The following is a 3,594-nucleotide window of genomic DNA, read 5'->3' as shown; positions in this document are numbered from 1 at the left end:
CACCGTATGGCTATGGCCTTTGCGCCGCTTGCCCTCATCCTTCCGCAAATGGAATTTGAGAATGGTCCGGTAGTTGAAAAATCATATCCCGCTTTCTGGACTGATCTGGAAAAGCAAGGATTTGAAGTTGAGGCGAAGGAAGCTTAAAGCTGAAGGCAGAAAACCTAAAGCAAAAACATACAAAAACCACGTCATTGCGAGGCACGAAGCAATCGCCGATTAGCAGGTTCGCCTTGTATAGTTCGCGATTGCTTCGTGCCTCGCAATGACGGTTATAAATACTAACATCTCATATCTAAAACTATGGCAGGCAATTCATTCGGGCAATTATTTAGGATAACTACTTTTGGCGAATCACATGGCGAGGCCATTGGTGTAATTATTGACGGATGCCCGGCCGGCTTACAGGTTGATCTCGACTATATCCAGGGCGAACTGGATAAACGCAAACCAGGTCAATCTAAGATCACCACTCAGCGCAAAGAGAGCGATACGGTAAAGATCCTTTCAGGTGTATTTGAAGATAAAACTACAGGTACGCCTATTGCAATGCTGATCCCTAATGAAGATCAGCGTTCAAAAGATTATAGTCATAACGTAGATGTATTCCGCCCTTCACATGCCGACTATACCTATCAAACTAAATACGGCATCCGTGACCATCGTGGCGGCGGCCGCTCATCAGCCCGAGAAACTGCTGCCCGTGTTGCTGCAGGTGCTTTAGCGAAGTTGTTACTTAAAACACAAGGCATCGAGATTGTTGCCCATGTGAGCAGCGTAGGTAAAATCAATGCGCCTAATGTATTCATCAATGATCCGCTTGAATTTATTGAGGAACGCGAAAAGAACATTGTGCGTTGCGCCGATCCGGCTACTGCCGAAGAAATGATCGAATTTATTGATAGTGTGCGTAAAGACGGCGACACCGTTGGCGGCAAGATCAGCTGTTACGTAAAAAACTGCCCGGTTGGCCTTGGCGAACCTGTATTTGATAAGCTACATGCCGATTTAGGCAAAGCCATGCTGAGCATCAACGCCGTTCACGGCTTTGAGTTTGGCTCCGGCTTTGAAGGTAGCGAAATGCGTGGTTCCGAGCATAACGACATCTTCGTAAAATCACATTTAGGCGATATACAAACCATCACCAACTTCTCGGGCGGGATCCAGGGCGGGATCAGCAATGGTATGCCTATTGAGTTTAAGGTTGCCTTTAAACCGGTAGCTACCATCATGAAAAACCAGGCTACTATTGACAGCGAGGGCAACGCTGCTGAGATTTCAGGCAAAGGTCGTCATGACCCTTGCGTGGTTCCACGTGCGGTGCCTATTGTTGAAGCTATGGCAGCTCTTGTTTTAGCCGATCACTGGCTCAGGAACAGAAACGCTAAGTTGAGCTAAAAGCACTCTTTTAGCTTAAAGCAAAAAGGCCGAAAGCTTAAAGCGTTCTACTGAGAACCTTTAAGTTTTCGGCCTTTTATTTTTACCCAGTTTTTTGCTTTTGGCTTTCAGCTTTAAGCTTTCAGCTCAAATAAACTACCTTTGCAAAGTCATGCTTACCTCAATTATCCGATTATACAAACAAGCCTATAGCGGACTTTCTAAAAACAGCTGGTACCTGAGCATCGTAATGCTTATTAACCGCAGCGGTACTATGGTTGTACCTTTCATGACCATCTATACCATCAGGCAGCTGCATTTTACCATTGAGCAGTCGGGTTATATCATGGCTATTTTTGGAGTGGGCGCTGTGTCCGGAGGCTTTATTGGCGGTAAGCTGATCAACAAAATAGGCTTTTATGATTTACAGGTTGGTGCTTTGCTAACTGGTGGATTGCTATTTTTGATCCTTGGCTATCAAACCAAATTCATCAACATGGCTATCTTTACGTTAGTGCTGAGCATCTGCAACGAATCATTCAGGCCTGCCAACTCAACGGCCATAGCACATTATAGTACCGAAGAAAATAAAACACGTTCCTATTCATTAAACAGGCTGGCTACAAACCTGGGCTGGGCCTTTGGCGGTGGTTTAGGGGGCTTACTGGCCTCAATAAACTATCATCTACTTTTTTGGGTAGATGGTTGCACCAATATCGCTGCAGGTATATTACTCCTTACCTTAATGCCTCGTTCAAAAGTGGCCAAAACCATTAAGGAAGCTGCCGCCGGTTTTGAAGAAGTGGTTTCATCGGCTTATAAAGATGGCGTTTACCTGTTATTCATCTTATTAGCTACGCTGTTTGCAACCTGCTTTTTCCAATTCTTTATTATGCAGCCTGTGTTTTATAAAATACAATGGCATTTTAACGAGCGCTTTATCGGTTTCCTGCTGGCGTTAAACGGGATACTTATCGTTTTAATTGAAATGATACTGATCAACTGGCTTGAGGGCAAACGTCATCCATTGACCTATATTATTTCAGGGATCTTAGTTTCCGGCGCCGGCTTTGTGTTGCTTAATCTGATGCCTCACATACCATCGGTAGCTATATTGATCGTATGTATGATAACTTTGGGCGAAATGCTTTGCATGCCTTTTATGAACACCTTTTGGATCGGCCGCTCAAACGCGCGTAACCGGGGTGAGTATGCTGCTCTGTACAGCATGTCGTGGGCAGGCGCGCAAATTATTGCACCATTTTTGGGTAGCCAAGTTATTGCCTATGGTGGCTTTGAGCTTTTATGGTGGTTGCTGGGCGGTGTTTGCCTGGTTGTTGCCTGCGGATATTTGATCATGAGAAAATCGATACATATCAATAAACGGGTTCCTGTTTTACCTTAAACTGCTGTTATGAAAAAAGCAATCATATTAGATCTTGATAATACCATATACCCGGTTAGTTCCATCGCCGATCATTTGTTTAATGAACTGTTCAACTTTCTTGATCAGCATATTGCCGGCGAGGGTATCGATCATATCAACAAGGCAAAGGAGGATTTGAAACGGATCCCTTATCAAAAGGTAGCAGACAAGTACCAGTTTAGCGAAACCGTTAAAAACAAAGGCCTCGAACTGTTGAACAATATTGAGTATAAGCTACCAATGCAGCCCTTTGATGACTATAAACATATACGCGAAGCAAACATTACTAAATTCCTGGTTACCACGGGTTTTACCAAACTGCAATGGAGCAAGGTAAAAATGCTAAATATCGAAGCTGATTTTGAAGCTATCCACATCGTTGATCCGGAACTTTCCCCTCTGACAAAAAAAGATATTTTCGCTTCGATATTGGAGAAATACAATTATCAACTAGGGGATGTGCTGATTATTGGCGATGACCCTGAATCGGAGATAAAGGCTGCCCATGATTTAGGTATCGATACATTTCTGTATGATCCCGAAAATAAACACCCAGATGCCAAAGTAACCCATCGTTCAAAAAATTTGAAAGATGCAGCAATTATTGCAAATCAATAATTAGGAGGCACCTACGGAGCCTTAAAATTGTTTTTATTTTGCTATAAACATGGTACTCCTACGGAGTTGGGTCTATCTTGTCCTGCAATGAGTTTACATGCGGTCAACATGAAACTCCGGAGGAGTACCATGTATGTAGAATAAAACCCAGAGACCTTTAGGCTCCGTAGGTG

At 43.6% G+C, this 3,594-nt stretch carries 3 protein-coding genes and 1 pseudogene; all 4 read left to right on the top strand.

Annotated elements, in window-relative coordinates; all coding sequences use genetic code 11:
* Positions 1-147 (top strand): annotated as a pseudogene (locus tag VF500_RS31805) (3-phosphoshikimate 1-carboxyvinyltransferase); the annotation flags it as partial.
* Positions 148-303: 156 nt separating this feature from the next.
* Positions 304-1,398, top strand: a complete 1,095-nt coding sequence (aroC, locus tag VF500_RS20660) for a chorismate synthase (RefSeq protein ID WP_330861494.1) — start codon at positions 304-306, stop codon at positions 1,396-1,398.
* Positions 1,399-1,549: 151 nt separating this feature from the next.
* A complete protein-coding gene (locus VF500_RS20655; protein WP_330861493.1) occupies positions 1,550-2,782 on the top strand; it encodes an MFS transporter in 1,233 nt (410 codons plus the stop codon).
* A 9-nt stretch (positions 2,783-2,791) separates the two neighbouring features.
* Positions 2,792-3,421 carry an HAD family hydrolase gene (locus VF500_RS20650; protein ID WP_330861492.1) on the top strand — a complete coding sequence of 210 codons (630 nt, stop codon included), beginning with the start codon at positions 2,792-2,794 and terminating at the stop codon, positions 3,419-3,421.
* Positions 3,422-3,594 lie beyond the last annotated feature (173 nt).

Origin of the sequence: Mucilaginibacter sp. (genome assembly GCF_036383575.1) — a bacterium.
In the GTDB taxonomy this organism is placed as follows: domain Bacteria; phylum Bacteroidota; class Bacteroidia; order Sphingobacteriales; family Sphingobacteriaceae; genus Mucilaginibacter.
Note: the sequence above shows the minus strand (reverse complement) of the source record. Positions and strands in the feature narration are given on the sequence as shown.